The organism is uncultured Sphingomonas sp., from assembly GCF_913774285.1.
Lineage (GTDB): Bacteria > Pseudomonadota > Alphaproteobacteria > Sphingomonadales > Sphingomonadaceae > Sphingomonas.
In genome coordinates, this window is the sequence record NZ_CAJYHX010000028.1 from 177,724 (window position 1) to 198,676 (window position 20,953).

23 protein-coding genes are annotated in these 20,953 nt (G+C 68.2%); 11 read left to right on the forward strand and 12 right to left on the reverse strand.

The genetic code is table 11. From position 1 onward, the window contains the following. Positions 1-54 precede the first annotated feature (54 nt). The 3 genes from QZ670_RS15015 to QZ670_RS15025 are packed head-to-tail and all read left to right on the forward strand — an operon-like array spanning position 55 to position 2,629. On the forward strand, positions 55-1,179 hold the full coding sequence (locus tag QZ670_RS15015; RefSeq protein WP_294256785.1) for a homoserine O-acetyltransferase: 1,125 nt from the start codon (positions 55-57) through the stop codon (positions 1,177-1,179). Then, on the forward strand, positions 1,176-1,769 hold the full coding sequence (gene metW, locus QZ670_RS15020; protein WP_294256787.1) for a methionine biosynthesis protein MetW: 594 nt from the start codon (positions 1,176-1,178) through the stop codon (positions 1,767-1,769). The genes QZ670_RS15015 and metW overlap by 4 nt, the downstream gene beginning before the upstream one ends. Further along, the gene (locus QZ670_RS15025) at positions 1,766-2,629 is read left to right on the forward strand and encodes a pirin family protein (RefSeq protein WP_294256788.1); all 864 of its coding nucleotides are present in this window, start codon (positions 1,766-1,768) and stop codon (positions 2,627-2,629) included. Before metW ends, QZ670_RS15025 begins: the two co-directional genes overlap by 4 nt. 125 nt (positions 2,630-2,754) lie before the next feature. On the opposite strand, the gene pgmG is transcribed toward QZ670_RS15025, so the two are convergent. The 3 genes from pgmG to QZ670_RS15040 all read right to left on the reverse strand — a co-directional run bounded on the left by pgmG (position 2,755) and on the right by QZ670_RS15040 (position 5,338). After that, positions 2,755-4,143: a phosphoglucomutase/phosphomannomutase PgmG gene (gene pgmG, locus QZ670_RS15030; protein ID WP_121072936.1), complete on the reverse strand. Its 1,389-nt coding sequence runs from the start codon at positions 4,141-4,143 to the stop codon at positions 2,755-2,757. 137 nt (positions 4,144-4,280) lie between these two features. Further along, positions 4,281-4,544, reverse strand: coding sequence for a J domain-containing protein (locus tag QZ670_RS15035; protein WP_294256791.1), 264 nt, complete (start codon positions 4,542-4,544; stop codon positions 4,281-4,283). Then, positions 4,544-5,338: a division plane positioning ATPase MipZ gene (locus QZ670_RS15040; protein WP_294256792.1), complete on the reverse strand. Its 795-nt coding sequence runs from the start codon at positions 5,336-5,338 to the stop codon at positions 4,544-4,546. The genes QZ670_RS15035 and QZ670_RS15040 overlap by 1 nt, the downstream gene beginning before the upstream one ends. A gap of 80 nt (positions 5,339-5,418) precedes the next feature. Between QZ670_RS15040 and panC the strand changes: the two genes are divergently transcribed. After that, positions 5,419-6,252: a pantoate--beta-alanine ligase gene (panC, locus tag QZ670_RS15045; protein WP_294256793.1), complete on the forward strand. Its 834-nt coding sequence runs from the start codon at positions 5,419-5,421 to the stop codon at positions 6,250-6,252. A 90-nt stretch (positions 6,253-6,342) separates the two neighbouring features. Next, positions 6,343-6,639: a hypothetical protein gene (locus tag QZ670_RS15050; protein WP_294256794.1), complete on the forward strand. Its 297-nt coding sequence runs from the start codon at positions 6,343-6,345 to the stop codon at positions 6,637-6,639. A gap of 6 nt (positions 6,640-6,645) precedes the next feature. On the opposite strand, the gene QZ670_RS15055 is transcribed toward QZ670_RS15050, so the two are convergent. Further along, the gene (locus tag QZ670_RS15055) at positions 6,646-7,125 is read right to left on the reverse strand and encodes a hypothetical protein (protein WP_294256796.1); all 480 of its coding nucleotides are present in this window, start codon (positions 7,123-7,125) and stop codon (positions 6,646-6,648) included. A 155-nt stretch (positions 7,126-7,280) separates the two neighbouring features. On the opposite strand from QZ670_RS15055, the gene QZ670_RS15060 reads away from it, so the two are divergent. After that, positions 7,281-8,930 (forward strand): hypothetical protein, encoded by a 1,650-nt coding sequence (locus tag QZ670_RS15060; protein ID WP_294256797.1) that lies wholly within the window; start codon positions 7,281-7,283, stop codon positions 8,928-8,930. A gap of 24 nt (positions 8,931-8,954) precedes the next feature. On the opposite strand, the gene QZ670_RS15065 is transcribed toward QZ670_RS15060, so the two are convergent. Further along, positions 8,955-10,313, reverse strand: a complete 1,359-nt coding sequence (locus QZ670_RS15065; protein WP_294256798.1) for a TIGR02594 family protein — start codon at positions 10,311-10,313, stop codon at positions 8,955-8,957. Positions 10,314-10,442: 129 nt separating this feature from the next. Next, on the reverse strand, positions 10,443-11,021 hold the full coding sequence (gene ssb, locus QZ670_RS15070; protein WP_294256801.1) for a single-stranded DNA-binding protein: 579 nt from the start codon (positions 11,019-11,021) through the stop codon (positions 10,443-10,445). Positions 11,022-11,083: 62 nt separating this feature from the next. Between ssb and QZ670_RS15075 the strand changes: the two genes are divergently transcribed. From QZ670_RS15075 to QZ670_RS15085, 3 genes are read left to right on the forward strand one after another with little or no spacing between them, the layout of a single operon-like run. Further along, positions 11,084-11,269, forward strand: a complete 186-nt coding sequence (locus tag QZ670_RS15075; RefSeq protein WP_294256803.1) for a DUF4169 family protein — start codon at positions 11,084-11,086, stop codon at positions 11,267-11,269. Positions 11,270-11,321: 52 nt separating this feature from the next. After that, positions 11,322-14,060 (forward strand): ATP-dependent DNA helicase, encoded by a 2,739-nt coding sequence (locus QZ670_RS15080; RefSeq protein WP_294256804.1) that lies wholly within the window; start codon positions 11,322-11,324, stop codon positions 14,058-14,060. Beyond that, complete coding sequence (locus QZ670_RS15085) at positions 14,057-14,590, forward strand: histidine phosphatase family protein (RefSeq protein ID WP_294256805.1); 534 nt, start codon at positions 14,057-14,059, stop codon at positions 14,588-14,590. The genes QZ670_RS15080 and QZ670_RS15085 overlap by 4 nt, the downstream gene beginning before the upstream one ends. A gap of 182 nt (positions 14,591-14,772) precedes the next feature. Here QZ670_RS15085 and QZ670_RS15090 read toward each other — a convergent pair whose 3' ends face one another. The 5 genes from QZ670_RS15090 to rpmF all read right to left on the reverse strand — a co-directional run bounded on the left by QZ670_RS15090 (position 14,773) and on the right by rpmF (position 17,791). Continuing rightward, positions 14,773-15,102 carry a MerR family transcriptional regulator gene (locus tag QZ670_RS15090; protein WP_294256806.1) on the reverse strand — a complete coding sequence of 110 codons (330 nt, stop codon included), beginning with the start codon at positions 15,100-15,102 and terminating at the stop codon, positions 14,773-14,775. Between the two features lie 8 nt (positions 15,103-15,110). Then, positions 15,111-15,419 carry an integration host factor subunit alpha gene (locus tag QZ670_RS15095; protein WP_277600087.1) on the reverse strand — a complete coding sequence of 103 codons (309 nt, stop codon included), beginning with the start codon at positions 15,417-15,419 and terminating at the stop codon, positions 15,111-15,113. A 135-nt stretch (positions 15,420-15,554) separates the two neighbouring features. Continuing rightward, positions 15,555-16,526 carry a beta-ketoacyl-ACP synthase III gene (locus QZ670_RS15100; RefSeq protein WP_294256807.1) on the reverse strand — a complete coding sequence of 324 codons (972 nt, stop codon included), beginning with the start codon at positions 16,524-16,526 and terminating at the stop codon, positions 15,555-15,557. A 24-nt stretch (positions 16,527-16,550) separates the two neighbouring features. Further along, positions 16,551-17,582, reverse strand: a complete 1,032-nt coding sequence (gene plsX, locus QZ670_RS15105; protein WP_294256808.1) for a phosphate acyltransferase PlsX — start codon at positions 17,580-17,582, stop codon at positions 16,551-16,553. A 29-nt stretch (positions 17,583-17,611) separates the two neighbouring features. Continuing rightward, positions 17,612-17,791 carry a 50S ribosomal protein L32 gene (gene rpmF, locus QZ670_RS15110; RefSeq protein ID WP_010545868.1) on the reverse strand — a complete coding sequence of 60 codons (180 nt, stop codon included), beginning with the start codon at positions 17,789-17,791 and terminating at the stop codon, positions 17,612-17,614. A gap of 202 nt (positions 17,792-17,993) precedes the next feature. On the opposite strand from rpmF, the gene QZ670_RS15115 reads away from it, so the two are divergent. Then, a complete protein-coding gene (locus QZ670_RS15115; RefSeq protein WP_294256812.1) occupies positions 17,994-18,395 on the forward strand; it encodes an MAPEG family protein in 402 nt (133 codons plus the stop codon). A gap of 4 nt (positions 18,396-18,399) precedes the next feature. Here the strand turns inward: QZ670_RS15115 and QZ670_RS15120 are convergent, their stop codons facing one another. Next, entirely contained in the window at positions 18,400-19,080 is a 681-nt protein-coding gene (locus tag QZ670_RS15120) for an MBL fold metallo-hydrolase (RefSeq protein ID WP_294256814.1), read from the reverse strand. 80 nt (positions 19,081-19,160) lie between these two features. Here QZ670_RS15120 and pabB point away from each other — a divergent pair, with 80 nt between their 5' ends. Next, positions 19,161-20,930, forward strand: a complete 1,770-nt coding sequence (gene pabB / locus QZ670_RS15125) for an aminodeoxychorismate synthase component I (RefSeq protein WP_294256816.1) — start codon at positions 19,161-19,163, stop codon at positions 20,928-20,930. The last annotated feature ends 23 nt before the right edge of the window (positions 20,931-20,953 follow it).

Below are 20,953 nucleotides of genomic sequence, written 5' to 3' on the forward strand. Positions count from 1 at the left end.
AGCCGTGCGGCGGGGAAGCTTGAACGCAGGCGCGCGCGCGCCTAACCGCCGGATATGTCCGATGATCCGCGTTTCGGCCTTCGCCGCTCGGTAACGCTGCCGGGGCCGCTGCGCCTCGACGGCGGCGTGCTGTTCTCGCCCGTCGACATCGCCTACGAGACCTATGGCACGCTCAACCCGCAAGCAAGCAACGCCATCCTCGTCTGCCACGCGCTGACCGGCGATCAGCACCTCGCCTCGGAACATCCGGTGACCGGCAAGCCGGGCTGGTGGGCGCGGATGGTCGGGCCGGGCAAGCCGATCGATACGAACCGCTGGTTCGTGATCTGCTCGAACGTGCTGGGCAGCTGCCTCGGCTCCTCCGGACCGGCAACGATCAACCCCGCAACCGGCCAGCCCTGGGGCATGCAGTTTCCCGTCATCACCATCCGCGACATGGTCCGCGCGCAAGCCATGCTGCTCGACCATCTCGGCATCGACCGGCTGTTCGCAGTGGTCGGCGGGTCGATGGGGGGCATGCAGGCGCTGAGCTGGGCGGCGACCTTTCCCGAGCGGGTGAACGCGGCGGTGGTGATCGCATCGGCCGCACGGCATTCGGCGCAGAACATCGCCTTCCACGAAGTCGGGCGTCAGGCGATCATGGCGGACCCCAAGTGGCGCGGCGGTGCCTATTACGAGGCGCAGGACCCGCCCGCCGCCGGCCTCGCCGTGGCGCGGATGGCGGCGCATATCACCTATCTGTCGGAGGCGGGCCTGACCGCCAAATTCGGCCGCAAGCTCCAGGGCCGCGAGGCCAAGACCTTCGGCTTCGACGCCGATTTCCAGGTGGAGAGCTATCTGCGCCACCAGGGGCTGGCCTTCGTCGACCGGTTCGACGCCAACTCCTACCTCTACATCACGCGAGCCTTGGACTATTTTGATCTGGCCGAGGAGCATGGCGGCCTGCTCGCCAACGCCTTCCGCCAGTCGCAGGCGCGCTTCTGCATCGTCAGCTTCGATACCGACTGGCTCTACCCCACCGCAGAATCGCGCAGCATTGCCCACGCCCTCAACGCCGCGGGTGCGCCGGCCAGCTTCGTCGAACTCAGCTCCCCCTTCGGCCACGACGCCTTCCTGCTGGAGAGCCCGGAGCTCGACCGCGTGATCGGCGGCTTTCTGGCTGCGGGAGACCGCGCATGAGCCTTCGTCCCGACCTGGCGATCATCGCCGCCCATGTGGACCGCGGCGCGCGCATCCTCGACGTCGGCTGCGGCGACGGCGCGCTGATGGCGGCGCTGCGCGACGATCGCGGCTGCGACGCGCGCGGGCTGGAGCTGGAGCCGACCAACGTCGCTGCCGCGGTGGGCCGCGGCCTGTCGGTGATCCAGGGCGATGCCGATACCGACCTCGCCGATTATCCCGACGACAGCTTCGACTATGCCATCCTCAGCCAGACGCTGCAGACCACGCGGCGGCCCGACTGGGTGCTCGAGCAGCTGCTGCGGATCGGCCGACACGCCTTCGTCTCCTTCCCCAATTTCGCCCATTGGCGGGTGCGCGCCTCGCTGCTGTTCGGGGGGCGAATGCCCGTAACCCGGCTGCTTCCGATCGCCTGGTATGCGACGCCCAACATCCACCATGTCACCGTCGACGATTTCCGCGCGCTGGTGAGGGAACGCGGCATCGCGATCGAGGGCGCCTGGTTCCTCTCCGGCGACCAGCAGACGGGGTCCGGCATGGCCAACCTGTTGGCGGAACACGCCGTCTTCCTGTTGAGGCACGATCGATGACCGACGTCACCCTGCGCGCCACCCATGCGGCGTACCGCGACGATATCGGCGACCTCGTCACCCGCCGCCCTGTGCCGGGCCCGGGGCTGGAGCAGATCGGCGCCTTTCTTTTCCTCAACCATCACGGCCCGCAGACCTACCGCCCGAACAACGCCGGCCTGCCCTTCGGCCCGCACCCGCACCGCGGTTTCGAGACGGTAACCTTCATCCTCGAAGGCTCGCTCGCCCACACCGACTCCGCAGGGCATGAGAGCATCATCCGCGCCGGCGGCGTGCAGTGGATGACCGCAGGGCGCGGCATCGTCCATGCCGAGGTCTCGCCCGCCGAGTTCAAGCAGGCCGGGGGGCCGATGGAGATCCTCCAGCTCTGGGTGAACCTGCCGAGCAAGCTCAAGATGACCGCGCCGCGCTATGTCGGGCTGCAGGCGGATGCCTTTCCGGGCGTGGCGGCAGGCGACGGCGCGACGGTGCATCTCGTCTCGGGCACTTTCGACGGGCGCACCGGCCCGATCGAGTCGCTCACCGGCGTGTTCCTGTGCTGGGCAGAGCTGGCGGCGGGTGCGACGCTGACCTTCGACGGGCTCGCGGGCCGTGACCTGTTCCTCTACGCGGTGCGCGGGAGTGTGAAGGTGGGCGATCGCGCGCTGCCCGACTGGCATCTCGCCAGCCTCTCAGCGGGCGACACGCTGACGCTCACCGCCGACGAACCCGCGCTGATCCTGTTCGGCCACGCCGCACCGATCCCGGAACCGGTGGTCGCCCACGGCCCGTTCGTGATGAACAGCGTGGAGGAAATCCACCAGGCCTATGCCGATTACCAGCGCGGGGCTTTCGGTGTGGCGGAGATCGTGGCGGGCTGAGCCCGCATTCCCCTCCCGCTTGCGGGAGGGGATAGGGGAGGGGCTGAAAGCCACCTCGCCCCAACTTCCACGTCAGTCCCTCCCCCGACCCCTCCCGCGAGCGGGAGGGGGGAAGAAGGTCCGCCTCAGTGCGCCGCCTGCTCGCCGCGCACGATGCCGCTCTTGCCGAGCTGGTCGTCGATCTGCGCCATCAGGCGATCGAGACCCGCCTGGTCCTTCGCCTCGGCGCGGGCGACGAGCACGTCCTGGGTGTTGGACGCGCGCAGCAGCCACCAGCCGTCGTCGGTGTTGACCCGCGCGCCGTCGGTGCGGTCGACCTGGGCGCCGTCCGCCTCCAGCCGGTCGAGCACTTCCTCGACGACCGGGAACTTGCGGCTCTCGTCGACCTGGAAGCGCATCTCCGGCGTGTTGACCATCGCCGGCATCTCGTCCTTGATCTGGGTGAGCGACTTGCCGATCACGTGCACCGCCTGGATCAGGCGGATCGCGGCGTACTGGGCGTCGTCGAAGCCGTAATAGTCCTGCGCGAAGAAGATGTGGCCGCTCATCTCGCCCGCGAGCGGGGCGCCGGTTTCCTTCATCTTGGTCTTGATCAGGCTGTGGCCGGTCTTCCACATCACCGGCTTGCCGCCCAGCTCGGCGATCCGGTCGTAGAGCGCCTGGCTGGCCTTGACGTCGGCGATAATCGTCGCGCCCGGATCGATGCGCAGCACCGGCTCGGCGAGGATGGCGAGCAGCTGGTCGCCCCACACCACCCGGCCCTGGCCGTCGATCGCGCCCAGCCGATCGCCGTCGCCGTCGAAAGCGAGACCGAAATCGAGGTTCTTCTCGGCGACGAGCTTCTTCAGATCGGCGAGATTCTTCTCTTCGGTAGGATCGGGATGATGGTTGGGGAAATTACCGTCCACATCGGTGAACAGCGTATGGTGCTCACCCGGCAGCAGCTTGACGAGCTTCTCGATCACCGGGCCGGCGGCGCCGTTGCCCGCGTCCCAGCCGATCTTGTACGAACCGCCGGCATAGCCCGCGATCAGGCGGCTGACATAGAGGTCCTCGATGTCCGCGTCGGTCACCGTCTCGGTGCCGTCGCCCTCGTCCCAATCGCCTTCCGCCGCCATCTTGCCCAGCGTCTGGATGTCCTGGCCGAAGAACGAACGGTGCTGGAACACCATCTTGAAGCCATTGTAGTTGCCGGGATTGTGGCTGCCGGTAATCTGGATGCCGCCATCCACCTCCAGCGTTGCCTCGGCATAATATAGCATCGGCGTCGGGCCCATGCCGGTGCGCACCACGTCGCAGCCCGAAGCGGTCAGGCCTTCGATCAGCGCGGCCTCGAGCATCGGCGAGGAGATGCGGCCGTCGCGGCCCACCGCCACCCGGCGGCCGCCGGCGCGGCGCAACAGCGTGGCGAAGCCGCGGCCGATCGCCCGCGCGTCGTCCGGACCCAGCGTCTTCCCCACGATTCCACGGATGTCGTATTCGCGCAGCGACGTCGGATCGAAACGGTGCGTCATGTAAGCCCTCCCGAAGGTAAAGATGCGCGCCTCTTCCGCGACTCGAAACGAAGTTTCAAGCCGCCCGAGGCACGAATAGATTAATATTTTGCACTGCAACATCGTCGCAGGCAATTGTTACGTGACGAGGACGGACCTCAGCCCCGCAGCAACGTATCGCGGGCAAGATTGATCCGACGCGTCAGCTCAGTCGAGCCGCCGCGGTCCGGGTGCAGCGCCGAAACGAGCCGGCGATGCGCCGCACGGATCTCGTCGGGCCCCGCTGCCGCGTCGACGCCGAGGATCGCCCGTGCCTCACTCTCGCCAAGGCGCGGCGGCGGCGCGACGGGCACCTTCTTCTTCGGCTGCAGCCAACGCCACAGGATATAGAGCAGTGCCGCTGCGATCAGGACCTTCGCCATCAGGCGAACAGCGGGGCGTTGACGTCGGGCAGCGCCAGGCCGGCCATCATCTCGCGCAGCTCCTGCCGCGCCGCGACATGGCTGAGCCCCATCTCGCCGAACTCGCGCGAATCGAGCATGGTCAGCCCCTGGGGGAACAGCTCGCGATAGATCACGCGCTCGGACAGCCCCGAGATCACCCGAAAGCCGACGCGCTTGGACAGCTGGTCGATCGCCTCGGACACGCGCCGCATGTTGCGCGCCTCGATGTGCTGCATGCGGTTGCGCAGCACGACCCAGTCGATCGTCTCGCCGTCGGCCTTGGCGCGGCGCTTGCGCGATTCCCAGATCATCTCCGAATAGAAGCTGGGGCGCGTCACCCGGAAACTGTCCGGGTCGACCTGGCCGATCAGGTCGAAGTCGACGAAGCTGTCGTTCATCGGGGTGACCAGCGTGTCGGCGTTGGTCACCGAGATGCGGGCGAACTTGTCGTCGCGGCCCGGCGTGTCGATCACCAGGAAGTCGGCGCCCTCGCCGAGTCGATCCAGCGTATCGGTGAAGAAGTCCATGCTTTCGCCGTCGTGCGTCTCGTAGACCGGCATCGGCAGGTCGCGGCCCATCCGGCGCATCGTCGCGCGGCGATTGTCGAGGTAGCGGCCCATCGTCCGCTGGCGGTGATCGAGGTCGAAACAGGCGACGCGCGCGCCCTTCGCGGCCAGCGCGATCGCCGCGTGCACCGCGGTGGTCGACTTGCCCGTGCCGCCCTTTTCATTGGCAAAAACCAGCACATGCAGTCGTTTAGCGGGCTGATTCAACGCAGCTATTCCTTCACTTGATCGGGCGGCCTCCCCCCCATAGAAGGCGCCGCTTCCGTTCATATCGAAAGTGCCCAAGCGTGCAAACCGTTCGCCAGATCGACGATCTTCGCCAGGCGCTGGACGCCTTCCGCAGCGAAGGCGCCCGGCTGGCCTTCGTGCCTACCATGGGCGCACTGCATGACGGGCATATGGCGCTGGTCGAAGCCGCCAAGCGCGCCGGCAGCCGCGTGATCGTGTCGATCTTCGTCAATCCGATCCAGTTCGGGCCGAATGAGGACTTGGCAAAGTATCCGCGGCGTGAACAGGCCGATTCGCGGCTGCTCGCCAATGCCGGGGTCGACCTGCTGTGGATGCCGACGCCCGAGATCATGTACCCGGAAGGTTTTGCCACCAGCGTGCGCGTCTCCGGCGTGAGCGAGCCGCTCGACGGTGCGCACCGCCCCGGCCATTTCGATGGCGTCGCCACCGTGGTGTCCAAGCTGTTCCACCAGGTGCAGCCGCATGTCGCGCTGTTCGGCGAGAAGGACTGGCAGCAGCTCCAAGTGATCCGCCGCATGGTCGCCGATCTCGACATGGCCGTGGAGATCCAGGGCGTACCCACCCAGCGCGAGGATGACGGCCTCGCGCTTTCCTCGCGCAACGCCTATCTGATGCCGGAGGACCGCGCCCGCGCGGTCGCGTTGCCGCGCGCGCTCGGCGCCGCCGCCAAGACGATCGGCGAGGGCGGCGACCGCGAGGCGGCGCTGGTCCAAGCGCAGGAATCGCTCAGCGCGGCGGGCTTCGAAGTCGATTATGTCGCGCTGGTTGATGCAGAATCGCTTTCCGCGCCGATCGAGGGCCGGCCGATGCGGCTGCTGGCCGCGGCGCGCATCGGCGGCACCCGGCTGATCGACAATATCCCGGTGCTATGAACTAATACGGTTAAGCCGCTTAACCTTTTATTGTCCTTACCCCCCCAAATTCGGAGTCAACGAGGACGCCGGAACAGGGGCGAAGCGACAATGGCGAATAGTGAGAAGAGTGCGCGGTTTCTGATCGAGAGTCGGTTGCGCGATGCCGCGCGCGGTAGTGCCGATGCCTGTTTTGATCTGGGCGTCGTCTATTCGAGCGGGGCTGAGGGCGTGACGATCGACCTGGTCGAGGCGCACAAATGGTTCAACATCGCTGCGATGACCGGCAGCGTCGAGGCGCAAGCCTGCCGCGCCGACATCGCCGAGGACATGACCGCCCGCGAGATCATCGAAGCCCAGAAGGCCGCCCGCGCCTGGCTGCGGGGGCTGGAAAGCCGCGCAGCCTGACATTCCTCAGGGCGCCTTCTGGCCCCAGTTGATCGATACGCGGGTGCGGCCGAGATGGCCCTCCACCGCCACGCGCAGGCTGCGTTCGCTTTCCTCGCCCGCTTCGTAGCTGAAGCCGGTTTCACGACGATATTTCAGGCCCGAGGCATTGGCCTGCGCGCGCGACCAGCCGAGCACTTCCTTCTCCGGCGCATCGGTCTCGTAGACCAGATTGCCGCTGACATGCCGCCCAGGCAGCCCATCGGGTGCGGCGGTGCAGCTGAGAATCGTCGCATTGGCATAGACCGGCACGAAATCGGGCTTGTTGCTGCAGTCGATTGCCGCCGAGACGTTCGCAGGCACCCCCGCCGCCGCCGCCGAGGCGACATTCTGCCCCACCGGATCGTCGGTGGTCTGCTCGCCGCCGCGGCCGCAACCCGCAAGCAGCACGACCGCCCCGAGTAGCGCGGCACGTGCGATGGTGTGACGACGACGACGACGATGCATCCTGGCCCCTTTTCCGCCCGGTCGACCTCGCGCCGACACTTACGGCTAGGAACGGACCGCGACGCGCTTTGCTCCCACCCCTTGGTCCGTCGGATCGGCGCTGCTAGCGGTGTCTTCGGGTCGCAAAGGCCCGCCTCGGGGGGATTGCCGCACATATGGTTCGATTGTCGTCCGCCGGGCTGGTGCTGGCCGGTGCCGTGCTGGCCCTTCTCTGCTGCGGCGGACTGCTGGTCTATGGCGCCGGGCGCGGCATCGACCTGACCGACGAGATCTTCTACCTTGTCTGGGCGCGCAATCCCGAGGCCTATGCGCTGCTCTACCAGCCCTTCGGTTATCTGCTGCATCCCCTCTATGCGCTGCTGGCAGGCGATGTAGCGCGCTACCGGCTTGCGGGATTCGCGATCACCGCGGCGGCGGGGGCGCTGCTCGGGCGGCAGCTTGCGCCCGAAGGCGCCCGGCGGCTCCCCTTCGCGACGTTCGGCGCGGCGGCGGCGCTGGTCATCTATTTCCCGTGGATCGTCACGCCGAGCTACAATTCCGCCGCCAATGTAGGCGCGATGCTGGTGCTGGCCGGCGTGACGACGCTGCTGCGCACCGAGACCCTCGCAGCGCATGTTGCAGCGACCCTGACGATCGGCTGCGGGCTGTGCGTGGCGGCCTTCGCCAAGCCGCCGCTGTTCGCTCTGAGCGGCGTGCTGCTGATCGCCTTGGCCGCCTGGTCGATCCGGCGGAATCGCGGGCGCAGCATCGCGCTGCTCGGCGCGCTGGCCCTCGCCGTGCTGCTGATCGCGCTGTTCCTGCCGCTGCCCCGAATCCCCGGCCTGCTCGCACGGATCGCGGCGAGTCAGCACATCCTGGCACTTCCCAACACGCCGACACACCTGCCGATCAAGGTGCTGGGCGACTGGGCCGCGGTGCCGCCGCTGCTTTCCGCCGCGGCGCTTGCCGCCATCGGCGCAACTGTGCTGCGGCGCACACGCTGGGGCTGCTGGCTCGGCCATGGCGCCATGGCATTCGGCCTGCTCTATCTGGCGACGACGATTCCCGACACGCTCGACGGCGGCATCCCGGAATTTCCGGGACTCGCGCTGCTGCTGGTCGCGGCCGGCTATGCGGCGCCGGTCGCGCGCCGCGACATGCTGCTGTTGGCGCTGCTCCTGGCGGCGCCGTTCGCGGTGGCGCTAGGCACCTTCAACAACCAATGGGCGCAATTCGATTTCAGCATGGCCTTCCCGCTGCTCGCGCTGTTCCGCCTAGCGAGCGACGACCCCCTGCGGTGGCGACGAGGCGCTGCCACCCTGCTCAGCCTCGTCGCGCCGCCGCTGCTGCTGTTCGCCGCCGCGATGGCGCCCTACAGCCTGCCCGACTCGATCTTCGCGCAGACAATTCCGGTCCGCCACCCGATCACCGGCAGCCCCTTGCTGGTCGACCAGGAGACCGCCGACTTCCTGGACGGCGCGCGCGACAAGGCGACCGGCGCACTGCTGGTGGATCTGTCCGGCACCGGCCCCGGCGTTGCCGCCGCGCTGGGAGCGAAGGCCCCGGTGCTGCTCTGGCTCAATCCGGCGACCGCGACCTGGCCCGACGTCGTCTGGTCGCGGCTGACCGAGCAGGAGCGGGCACGCGCCTGGTTCGTCGCCCCGGTGCTGCCGCTGTTCGCGCCCTCTGCACCGGCGCGCTGGCTCGCGGCGCATCGCGGCGGCTATTGCCGCACGCCGCTGCCGCACATGACCTTCTGGTGGGAGGAACGGTCGCTCGATCTCTGGCGGCCCTGCCCCGAACCGCGCGCCCACGCCGGGGGCTGAGCGCGCGGCGCGCAGGGTCGTGGTTCAGCGCCGGATCGACAGCAGCTTGTACTTGGTCTGGCCCACCGATCCGTCCACCGGATAGCTGGTGATGCACACCCGATTGCCCTGGTTGCCGCCGAGCACGCGGATCCGGTCCTTCCCGTCCTGGCCGACGAAGAAGCCGACATGGCCGCCGTCGACCGTCGGCGACTTGCGGCTCCACACGACGATGTCGCCGATCTGCGGGCTGCTGGTGACGTCGTTCCCCCAGCCGCTATCATGCCAGCTGCGCGCCCATTTGCTGTCGGTGCCCTGCATGCCGGCCTTCTCAACGCAGTAATTGACGAAGGACGAGCACCAAGCCGTCTCGTCGGGTGCCGCGCCCCCCTTGGTCGTGCTGTGGTAGAGGACGATCCGCGGATTGTCCTGCCGACCGGCGACTTCGCGCACGTCCAGCGCGAGCTCGGCCTGTGCAACCGCATAGGGCGTCGTCAGCGCGGCTACCGGCGCCGGCAGCGGCAGGCCGCCCGACAGCGGCTTCAGGAACTGGCGCGCCATATAGCCGTCGGCCACGCCGTCGCCATTGACGTCGACCTGCACCCAGTCCGCCTCCAGCCCGAGCCCGTGCACCACGGCGCCGAGCGGCAGGCTCTGCACCACGTCGAACTGCGCGCCCGCGCCGCCGCGGACGCGCAGCCCGCTGCGTGCTGCAACCTCGAACACGGCGACGCCGTCTTCCGGCCGCCGGGCGGGCGCTGCCGCGGCCGCGCCGAACTGGCCGAAATCGGCAACCGCGGGATTGGCCAGATTGCCGTCATAGTCGAAATTGCCGAACGGCCCGCGAAGATCCTGGAACTTCTGGAACAGCGTCCATTGCTGCGAGGCGAGAAACGCCTTTGATCCCGTCCACCCCATCGATGCGGGCAGCCAGAACAAAGTGGCCAGTCCCCCGGCCTTGAGGTGCGAACAGACGGCTCCCGACCCATAGACGCCGACGCGGAAATCCCCGTTCAGCGCGGCGTTGACCTCCTGGAAATAGTGCTCGATCTGCGCCAGTTCGGTCGGCCGGGCAAAGTCATGGTCGACCGCGAAATAGATCGCCGACCCCTTGGGCTGGCCGATGGTTCCGGCGAGTTCGAGCGCACGCTTCGCATCGCGCGTCCCCTTGCCGTTGCCGAAATCCTCGATCGCACCGCCGGCACCGCCGCGCTGCTCGAAGACGACCGCGACGTCGAGCCCCGCGGCAACCAGCTTTCCATATTCCGCCGCAGTAAGGCATTTCGACAGAAAGGTGCTGGAGTTCTTGATGTTGTAGTAACGGATGACGGTGCGGACGCCCTCCTGGAACAATCGCGCAGCATAGTCGCCCACATTATACGGCGAGTCGATGATCTCTTGCATGGTGAGTCCCCCTGCCTGCGCCCCTCCGCAAGCAGGATACAGCATGCCATCTATCGCGATTGGAAAAAAGGGCCCGCAGCTGTACGCTGCGGACCCTTGAAACATCGTGTTCGAATCGTCGGCAGACGATCAGAACGGCACGTCGTCGTCCAGATCGTCCGGGAAGCCGCCGCCGAAGCCGCCGCCTGCAGGGGCGCCGCCGCTGCGCTGACCGCCGCCGTTGAAGGTGCCGCCGCCACGACCCGCCGGGGCACCGCCGCCGAAGCCGCCACCACCGCCGCCGAACGAGTCGTCTGCACCCCAATCATCGCCGCCGCTGCTACGGCCGCCGCCCATGCCGGCACCCTGTCCGCCGCCGGGACCATCGAGCAGCACCATCTGCGCGTTGAAGCCCTGGAGCACGATCTCGGTCGAGTAGCGATCGGCGCCGCTCTGGTCCTGCCACTTCCGGGTCTGCAGCTGGCCTTCGAGATAGACCTTGCTGCCCTTGCGCAGATAGCGCTCGGCGACGTTGGCGAGACCTTCGGAGAAGATCTTCACCGTGTGCCACTCGGTCTTTTCCTTGCGCTCGCCGCTGTTGCGATCCTTCCAGCTCTCCGAGGTGGCGATGCGCAGCTCGACCACCTTGCCGCCATTCTGGAACGCCCGGCTCTCGGGGTCGCGCCCCAAATTGCCGACGAGGATCACTTTGTTGACGCTGCCCGCCATGCCGCAAAAACTCCGATATACGATGGTGCGCCCGCGCGAAGGGACGCTAGAAAGAATCCGCTATGGCCGACATCCTTAACCTGAACAAAGCGAGAAAAGCGAGAGCGAAAGCGAACGCCCAGGCCGAAGCCGAGGCCAACCGCGCCCGCTTCGGCCGCACCAAGGCGGAAAAGGCGCGCGACGCGGCGGAGACCGAGCGCAAGGTGCGCACGCTCGATCAGGCGAAGCGCGAAACGCCGGAGGATTGAGGCCTCGGCTCGACGCTTTGCCGCTGTCAAAGCGGAACGCATCGTGTACAACATGTCCCGTCCGATGTTGCCGCCGCTTCCCTATCCCGCGCTTCACGCCAGCCATTCGGGCGTATGGATCGCCACGGCTGAGGGCACGCGCGGGCTGAGCCGGGGCGAGGCGATCCGTATCGCCGCCGACACGCCGGTACTGCTGCTCAACGCGCCCCTTGTCGGGCAGCGGCTGGGGCATCCGGAGCTGAGCGGGCTGGACCTGCTCGAGCTGTTCGCCTTTCTCCGCCCCGCCCGCTTCATGGTGCCGACCCCCAAGGGCCTCGCTCGCGCCTGCGGGCTGGAGCCGCCCAGGGACGACGCCCATGTCGCCGCCTTCCTGCGCGACGCCGCTGCAAACCTGCTCGCGCTTGCCGAGGGCGACTGGCCCGAGCGCGAGGGTGCGTGGCACGGCCTGCAATCGCTGGGGAGGCTGCGCTGGCCGTGGAGCGCGGCGCTCGGCCAGCGCATCGCCAAGCCCGAGCGCGCCGAGCGCTGGCTCTTCTCCAAGCTGCCCGAATGGGAGGAAGGGGCCCCCCGGCCCGCCCCGCGCACGATCACGCTCGATCCCGCCGAGGTCGCCGAACGCCTCGCCCGCCTGACCGGCGCCACCGCCGAGCGCCGCCAGGGCCAGCGCGACTATGCCGAGGCGGCGGCGCAAGCCTTCGCCCCGCGCAGCGTGCCGGACACCCCCAATCTGGTGCTGGCCGAGGCGGGGACCGGGATCGGCAAGACGCTCGGCTATCTCGCTCCCGCCTCGCTTTGGGCGGAAAAGTCCGGCGGGCCGGTGTGGGTCTCCACCTTCACCAAGGCGCTGCAGCGCCAGCTCGGCAACGAAGGCGAGCGGCTATTCCCCGATCCCGTCCAGCGCCGCGCGCGGATCGTCACCCGCAAGGGGCGCGAGAATTATGTCTGCCTGCTCAACCTGGAGGATGCGCTGCAGGGCGGGTTCGCCGGGCGCGCGGCGATCCTCGCCCAGCTGGTCGCGCGCTGGGCGGCGTACACCGCCGACGGCGACATGGTCGGCGGCGACCTGCCCGGCTGGCTGCCGACGCTGTTCCGCCGCAACGGATCGACCGCGCTCACCGATCGGCGCGGCGAGTGCATCTATGCCGGCTGCCCGCATTACCGGAAATGCTTCATCGAGCGCGCCGCCCGGGCCAGCGCCGATGCCGATATCGTCATCGCCAATCACGCGCTGGTGATGGTCAACGCGGCGCGCGGCCGCGAGAACCAGACGCGCCCGACCCGCTATGTGTTCGACGAGGGCCACCATCTGTTCGACGCCGCCGACGCGATGTTCTCGGTCGCGCTGACCGGCCAGGAATCGATCGAGTTGCGCCGCTGGCTGACCGGTCCCGAATCCGGCTCGCGCGGACGCCGCCGTGGCCTTGCCGCGCGCCTGTCCGACGTCGCCAGCTATGACGATGCCGGCGGCCGCGCGATCTCCGAGGCGGTCGACGCCGCACGCGCGCTGCCGAGCGACGGCTGGCTACAGCGGCTGAACGAAGGCGAGCCGTTCGGCCCGGTCGAGGCGCTGCTCGCCGCTGTGCGCGGCCTGGTCTATGCCCGCGATACCAACGGCTCTGCGGACGCGGGCTATGGTCTCGAGACCGAGCTGACCGAACCCGATGCAGCGCTGGTCGAAGCGGCGGGCAACGCGACCGCCGCGCTCGATGCGCTGCTCCGCCCGATGGTGGTGCTCGGCCGCCGGCTCGAGGCGGTGCTGGCCGAGGCGCCCGACTGGATGGACGGCCCGGCGCGCGCCCGCATCGAAGGCGCGATCGCCTCGCTCGGCTGGCGGGTGGACACGGTCGGCGCGTGGCTGGCGCTGATCGCCCGCATCGGCGGCCCGGCCGATCCCGAGTTCGTCGACTGGCTGGCGGTAGACCGGGTCGAGGGGCGCGAATTCGATATCGGCCTGCACCGCCACTGGCTCGACCCCGCCAAGCCGCTCGCCAAGACCGTGCTGGAGCCGGCGCACGGCGTGCTCGTCACCTCGGCGACGCTGCGCGCCGGCGGCGACTGGGACGTCGCCGAAGCGCGTTCGGGCAGCGTCCATTTGCTGCGCCCGGCGCAACGCTTCGCGGCGAAGAGCCCGTTCGACTATCCCAACCAGGCCGAGGTGCTGATCGTCACCGACGTCAAGCGCGGCGACATGCCCGCGCTCGCCAACGCCTATGCCCGGCTGATCGCCGCGGCGGGCGGCGGCACGCTGGGATTGTTCACCGCGATCCGGCGGCTGCGCGCCGTCCATGCCCGCATCGCCGACCGACTGGCCCGCGACGGGCTTCCGCTGCTCGCCCAGCATGTCGACCCGATCGACACCGGCACGCTGGTCGACATCTTCCGCGACGATCCCCGCGCCTCGCTGATCGGCACCGATGCGCTGCGCGACGGCGTCGATGTGCCCGGCGATTCGCTGCGGCTGGTGGTGATGGAGGGCGTACCCTGGCCAAAGCCCAGCGTACTCCATGCCGCCCGGCGGCTGGCCGGCGGCGGATCGGCCTATGACGACCGCATCGTCCGTGCCCGGCTCGCCCAGGCGTTCGGCCGGCTGATCCGCCGCGCCGACGATCGCGGCGCGTTCGTGCTGCTCTCCGCCGCCACCCCGTCGCGGCTGCTCGACGCCTTTCCGCCGGGCACGCGGATCACCCGCACGACGCTGGATCAGGCGGTCGAGCGGGTTCAGCTTTCCTTGGGGGCCGGCTTGCGGCATGAGGCGGGCGAAGCCGCCAGCGTCCACATCGGGGAAGCATGAAGACCCTTCTCGTCCTCCGCCATGCCAAGTCCGGATGGGACGATCCGGTCGCGCGCGATTTCGATCGCCCGCTCAATCCCAAGGGCCAGCGCGCCGCGGTGGCGATGGGCCGATACCTGCGCGCGCAGGGCCTGCGCTTTGATCACGCCATTGCCTCGCCGGCGGTGCGGGTGGAGGAAACGCTGGCGCAGGTTTCCAACGGCTATGGCGAGACGATCGCGCCGGCCTGGGACAAGCGCCTCTATCTTGCCTCGCTCGGTACGCTGCTCGATGCGATCGAGGCGCTGCCCGACAGCGCCGACGTGGTGCTGCTGTCCGGGCACAATCCCGGGCTTGAGGAGCTGGTGCTCGACCGCGTGTCCGCGCCCGGCCCCTTGCGCGACGAGGTCGAGCAGAAATACCCGACCGCAACGCTTGCCGAACTGCGCTTCGATATCGAACATTGGGCCGAGGCGTCCCGTGCAGACGCCGAACTCCTCCGGTTCGTGCGTCCGCGCGATCTGGATCCCAGCCTGGGACCCGATGCCTGACGAACCGGTCACATCCCTCGACAGCGGCCGATGATGCCCCAAATCGGTCATACCGGCGAAGGCCGGGATCCATTGGGACCTCCCGATCGGCGCTTGCTGATAGCTAGAGGCGACTAGATCCCGGCTTTCGCCGGGATGACGTGCGGGGAAAAGGGTGCGTCGCCTTCGACGCACCCTCGTTGTCAGCGATCCTCTTCCAGGGCGTCGGACAGCGAGTCCCGGATCGCCTGCAGCTCGGCGGCCTTGCTTCGGCCGCGTGCCGCCTTTTCTTCCGCCAGCAGCTTCTGCACGCCGCGGATCGTATAGCCCTCCTCGCTGAGGAGATGGTGGATGCGGCGCACCAGCGCCACATCGTCGGGTCGGTAATACCGGCGGTTGCCCGCACGGGTGAGTGGCTTCAGCTGGGGAAACCGCGTTTCCCAATAGCGCAAGATATGCTGCGGCCTGCCGATTTCAGCGGCGAGCTCACCTATGGTCCGCAACGCACCGGCGGCCTTTTCGGACGCCGGCATCGCGGGCCTCAGCGAGCTGAGACGATGCGATCCCGCATCATCTGGCTGGCACGGAAGGTGAGCACGCGACGCGGTGCGATCGGCACCTCGACTCCGGTCTTGGGGTTGCGGCCGACGCGCTCGCCCTTGTCTCGCAGCACGAAGCTGCCGAAGCCCGAGATCTTGACGTTCTCGCCCTTCGCCAGCGCTTCGCACATGTGCTTCAGGATCTGCTCGACGATCCGCGAGGCGTCGGCGCGCGACAGCCCCACTTCGCGATGCAGCGACTCGGCCAAGTCTGCCCTGGTCAGCGTTCCCGCAGCATTCATTCCGGCAATTCCTTTCGTGTACTGGGGTACCCGTATCAGATTGTTACGCGCTATCAAGAATGATCTTGAAGCGCCAGTAACGCCTCAGACATATTCTGGAAAAACACGTAATTCGTCCAAAATGGGGATACCGTCCTGTAACGCTTAGAAGCGGACGACGGCTGCACCCCAGGTGAACCCGCCACCCATCGCTTCCAAAACGAGTAGGTCGCCGCGCCGGATGCGTCCGTCCCGCACCGCAGCATCGAGCGCCAGCGGCACCGAGGCGGCCGAGGTATTGGCGTGACGATCGACGGTCACGATCACCTTTTCGGGCGCGAGATCGAGCTTGCGCGCGGTGGCATCGAGGATGCGGGCATTGGCCTGGTGCGGCACCACCCAGTCAACATCGCCGGGCTGCAGGCCCGCCATCGTCAGAGACTCGTTCATCACCGACGCCAGATTGGTGACGGCGTGGCGGAACACCTCGCGGCCCTTCATCCGCAGCTTGCCGACGGTGCCGGTGGTAGACACGCCACCATCGACATAGAGCAGGTCGTTGTAGCGGCCGTCGGCGTGGAGCTTGGTGGAGAGGATGCCCTGCGGCGCCGCGCCCTCCGTCTCCTGCGCCTCCAGCACGATCGCACCGGCGCCGTCGCCGAACAGCACGCAGGTGGTGCGGTCTTCCCAGTCGAGCAGGCGACTGAACGTCTCGGCGCCGATCACCAGCGCGCGGCGATGGACGCCGGCACGCAGCATCGAGTCGGCGACCTGCACTGCATAAAGGAAACCCGAGCATACCGCGGCCACGTCGAAGGCGACGCAATCGAGGATGCCGAGCGCGTTCTGCACCCGCGTCGCGGTGGCGGGGAAGGTCTGGTCCGGGGTGGCGGTGGCCAGAACGATCAGGTCGATCGAGGAAGCTTCGACGCCCGCCGCTTCCAGCGCCGCACGCGCGGCGTCGGCGGCAAGCGTACCGGTGGTCTCGTCGGGCCCGGCGATGTGGCGGAAGCGGATCCCGGTCCGCTCGACGATCCACTCGTCGCTGGTATCGACGCGCTCCGCCAGCTCCGCGTTGGAAACACGCTGCGCCGGCAGGGCCGAACCCGTACCGAGAATCACCGAACGTACGGTCATGCGACCCCTTCTTATCCCGTCTTCCTACGCGGCCTTGGCCTCGAAGTTCCCCAGATCCTCGGCAATACGCCGGGTCAGTTCGTCGCGCACCATCTTGGCGGCGAAGCCGATCGCGGTATCCACGCCGACCTCGTTCGCACCGCCATGGCTCTTCACGACGATGCCGTTCAGCCCGAGGAAAACGGCACCATTATGGTTGTTCGGGTCGAGATGGTGGCGCAGCAGCTCGGTCGCCGGCTTCGAGATCAGGAAGCCAAGCTTCGAGCGCAGCGAGGAACTGAACGCGCGGCGCAGCAGATCGGCCACGAAGCGCGCGGTACCCTCGGCGGTCTTGAGCGCGATATTCCCCGAGAAACCGTCGCAGACGATCACGTCGACATCGCCGCGCGACAGCCGGTTGCCTTCGATGAATCCGGTAAACTCGAGCGGCAGATGCTTGGCCGCACGCAGCCGGGCCGCAGCATCGCGGATGCTGTCGGTGCCCTTCATCTCTTCGGTGCCGATGTTGAGCAGCGCCACGCGCGGGCGCGCGAGATCGAGCGCCGTGCGCGCATACGCGGCACCCATCACCGCGAACTGAACGAGGTTGCGCTCGTCCACTTCGGTGTTGGCGCCGAGATCGAGCATCACCGTGTCGTTGTCGCCCAGCGACGGCAGCAGCGCGGCAAGCGCCGGCCGGTCGATCCCCGCCATGGTGCGGAGCGACAGCTTGGCCATCGCCATCAGCGCGCCGGTATTGCCCGAGGAGACGGCGGCACCTGCACGCCCCTGCTTCACCAGATCAATGGCAATGCCCATCGACGTGGTCTTGGCGCGGCGAATCGCCTGGCTCGGCTTGGCATCGGACGCAACGATTTCGGCCGCGTGGACGATCTCCGACGCGGCTGCCAGATTCGGATGCGCCTTCAGGCCGTCGCGAATGCGCGACTCGTCGCCGACGAGAAGGAACTCCATCCCCTCGAAGCGGCGACGCGCACGTGCAGCGCCGGCGAGCATGACGGCGACCCCCTCATCGCCGCCCATTGCATCGACGGCGATCCGCGAGGGAACAGTCATACCGGCAACCCCCCGTTGCGGAACGTGGTTCAGCCCTCGACCGAAACGATTTCGCGGCCGTTATAGTGGCCGCAGGCGTTGCACAGGTTGTGCGGACGCTTGAGTTCGCCGCAGTTCGGGCACTCCTGGAACGATTCGACGGTCAGCGCATCGTGCGACCGACGCATGCCGCGCTTCGACGGCGAGGTCTTTCTCTTAGGAACGGCCATTTCGGCACCTTCAACAAGCTAATGAATCAATAAGTCGCGATACGCCCACAGGGTTGTTCGGGCAAGCGACGGCTAGGCCGGCCGCTCGCCGGACCAGCAGGCAGGTCACGAAGCGAGCCCGCGCGTATAGCGATTCTCGTCCGCGTTGCAAGCAGAAGCCGCACGTGGCAGGGGTTCGCGCCTTGGTTTTAGGGGGACGCGCATGTTTTTTCTGCCGGTAACACTCACCAGCGCGGGCGCTGCGGCGCTGATTAACCTGTGGCTGGCGATTCGCGTCATTCAGCTGCGCTATGCCGACAAGGTGCTGACCGGCGACGGCGGCAGCCCGCGACTCCTCGCGCGCATGCGCGCGCAGATGAACTTCGTCGAATACACGCCCTTCATCCTGATCCTGATCGGCCTGATCGAACTGGCGCAGGGAACGCGACTCTATCTGTGGGTGATCGCCGCGGTGTATCTGCTTGGCCGCGTACTGCACGGCTTCGGCATGGACGGCTGGCAGCCCGGCCGCGCGATCGGCGCGCTGACCACTTTCCTCACCCTCGCCGGGCTCGGCCTCTATGCGGCGTGGCTCGGCTATACGGGGTCGAACCCGCTTCACTGAGTCGTCAGGCGCGGGCCAGCACCGAATCGGCGACGAACGGATTGGTGCGCCGCTCCTGGCCGAAATTGCTCGGCTGGCCGTGCCCGGGGACGAACACCGTCTCGTCGCCCAGCGGCCAAAGCCGGGTGGTGATCGCGTCGATCAGGTCCTGATGGTTGCCCAGGGGAAAGTCGGTCCGGCCGATCGATCCCTGGAACAGAACGTCGCCGACGATCGCCAGCTGCGAGTCGGGATGGTGGAACACCACATGCCCCGGTGTGTGCCCCGGGCAGTGATAGACGTCGAGCACCAGTTCGCCGACCGTCACCTGCTCGCCCTGCTCCAGCCAGCGATTCGGCTCGAACGGCTTGCCGGGCACGCCATAGGCGCGGCCGTCATCCTCCAGCCGCGCGATCCAGTAGCGGTCGGCCTCGTGCGGCCCTTCGATCGGCACGCCCAGCTCCTCGGCGAAGATGCCGGCCGATCCGCAATGGTCGATATGGCCATGGGTGATCAGCAGCTTCTCGATCGTGACGCCGTGCTGGGTCGCCGCCGCGCGCAGCCGGTCGAGATCGCCGCCCGGATCGACAAAGGCGCCGCGCATCGTCTTCGTGCACCACAGCAGCGTGCAGTTCTGCTGGAGCGGCGTGACGGGCACGATCGCCGCGCGGAGCGGCGGCTGGGCGACGTTGGGATCGGAAGCCATGCGCCCTCGCTACCCCGCGGGGGCGCGCGCGGCAACCAAGGCTTGCCCTTCGCGGCGCGGCTCTGCATTTCCACCAACTGATGGTTTTGCGTCCCCCCTTCGTCCTGCTCGACGACGCACGCGCCGATGGGCGCGGCGCACGACTCTATGTGAATCCGGTCGAGATCGTCATCGCGAACCGGCTGGAGGAGGTCGCGCCGGCGCTGGACCGGCTGCGCAGTGCGGCGGCGGAGGGCCTCGATGCAGCCGGCTGGCTCGCTTATGAAGCCGGCGCCGCACTCGAGCCCGCCGCCCCCGCGCGCGAGTCGGAAACCCCGTTGCTCTGGTTCGGCCTGTTTCGCGGCTATCAGCGGCTGCCCGCGGACGCGGTCCCCGCGCTGCTCCCCGATCCCGCCGGCGCCTGGGCCGGGCGCCCGCGCCCGCTGCTCGGTCGTGCCGCCTATGATAGCGCCCTCGCGCGCGTGCTCTCTTATATAGAAGCCGGCGACATCTATCAGGCCAACCTCACCTTCCGCGCCGAGGTGCCGGTCGCCGGCCACCCCGCCGCGCTCTACGCGTTGCTCCGGGCCCGCTCGGCTGCGGGCCATGGCGCGCTGGTCGCCACGGGGGAGCAGTGGCTACTCAGCCTCTCGCCTGAACTCTTCTTCACGCTGGAGGACGGCATCCTCACCGCCCGCCCGATGAAGGGCACTGCGCCGCGCGACCCCGATCCCGCGATCGACGCCACCCTCGCCCGCGAACTGGCAGAAGACCCCAAGCAGCGCGCCGAAAACCTGATGATCGTCGATCTGATGCGCAACGATCTCGGCCGTGTGGCGCAGCCCGGCAGCGTCGCCGTGCCGCAGCTCTTCCACGTCGAGACCTATCCCACCGTCCACCAGATGACCTCGACGGTCACCGCGCGCCTGAACGAAAGCCTCGGAGCCGTCGACGCGCTCGCCGCGTTGTTCCCCTGCGGATCGGTGACCGGCGCGCCGAAAATCCGTGCAATGCAGGTCATCGCCGAAGTCGAGCCCAGCGCACGTGGCGTCTATACGGGTTCGATAGGGAGGATCGATGCCAATGGTGGGGCCGAATTCAACGTCGCGATCCGCACCCTTGCTATCGATGCCGCCGGTCGCGCCAGCCTCGGCCTCGGCTCGGGCGTCGTCGCCGACTCGCACGCCGACAGCGAATGGGCGGAGTGTCGCGCCAAGGGGGCGTTCGTGACCAAGGATGAACCCGGCTTCGACCTGATCGAGACGATGCGCTTCGATCCCGAGGACGGCATCCTGCTGCTCGAACGCCATCTCGAGCGAATCCGCGACAGCGCCGCCACCTTCGGCTTCCCGTTCGATCGCCATGTCGTCCGCAACGAGCTGCAGGCCGCCACCTTCCGGCTGCGCGATGCGGCCAGGGTGCGGCTGCTGCTCGGCCCCTCGGGCGCGGTGGCGATCGGCATCTCCCCGCCGCCGGCATCGCCGCCCGAGCCGGTAAAGGTCCGGATCGTACCCCATTCGGTGCCGCGCGACGATTTCCGCCTCACCCACAAGACCACGCGGCGGAAGCTCTACGACGAACCCCGCCGTGCCGCCGGCACCTGGGAAGTGGTGTTCACCGATGCCGAGGGCTATCTGACCGAAGGCAGCTTCACCGCGCTGTTCGTCGAGCGCGACGGGGTGCTGGTGACGCCCCCGCTGTCGCGCGGGCTGCTCCCGGGGGTGCTCCGCGCCGAGCTGCTCGCCACCGGCCGCGCGGTGGAAGGCGACCTCCGCCCGGAGGATCTCGCGAACGGTTTCCTACTCGGCAATGCGCTGCGCGGACTGGTTGCAGCCGTTACAGTTGCGGAAGGCGCCGAAGCGGACCTATAGGCGCGCATCTTCCCCGGAAAAGG